This is a genomic window from Paludisphaera soli (assembly GCF_011064595.1).
GTDB lineage: Bacteria > Planctomycetota > Planctomycetia > Isosphaerales > Isosphaeraceae > Paludisphaera > Paludisphaera soli.
This window is the reverse complement of sequence record NZ_JAALJI010000160.1, coordinates 1-374: the sequence shown is the minus strand read 5'-3', so window position 1 is coordinate 374 and position 374 is coordinate 1. Positions and strand designations below refer to the sequence as shown.

Below are 374 nucleotides of genomic sequence, written 5' to 3'. Positions count from 1 at the left end.
TGATGGATCGGGCCCTGCCGCTCCTGGAGAAGGCCCTGGCCCGGCAGAAGTCCCGCCTGGGGGCGGATCACGCGAGTACGCTGAACACCATGAGCAACCTGGCGGAGGCCTACCAATCCGCCGGGAAGATGGACCTGGCGCTGCCGCTCTACGAAGAAACCCTGCGGCTCGTCCGCGCCCGGATGGGGCCGAGCCACCCCGATACGCTGGCCTGCATGAACAACCTCGCCGTGAGCTACCAGTACGCCGGCCGGCCCGAGAAGGCGGCGCCGCTCCTGGAGGAGACGCTGGAGCGGATGAGGGCCGAGCTGGCCGAAGGCCATCCCGACACCCTGGCCGGGATGAACAACCTGGCGGCCGCCTACCGCCAGGCC

The 374-nt window shown here is 70.1% G+C and carries 1 protein-coding gene; it reads left to right on the top strand.

What is annotated here, in order from left to right; genetic code table 11:
• A partial coding sequence (locus tag G6O68_RS32135) for a tetratricopeptide repeat protein (RefSeq protein ID WP_165253850.1) occupies positions 1-374 on the top strand: 374 nt, incomplete at both ends.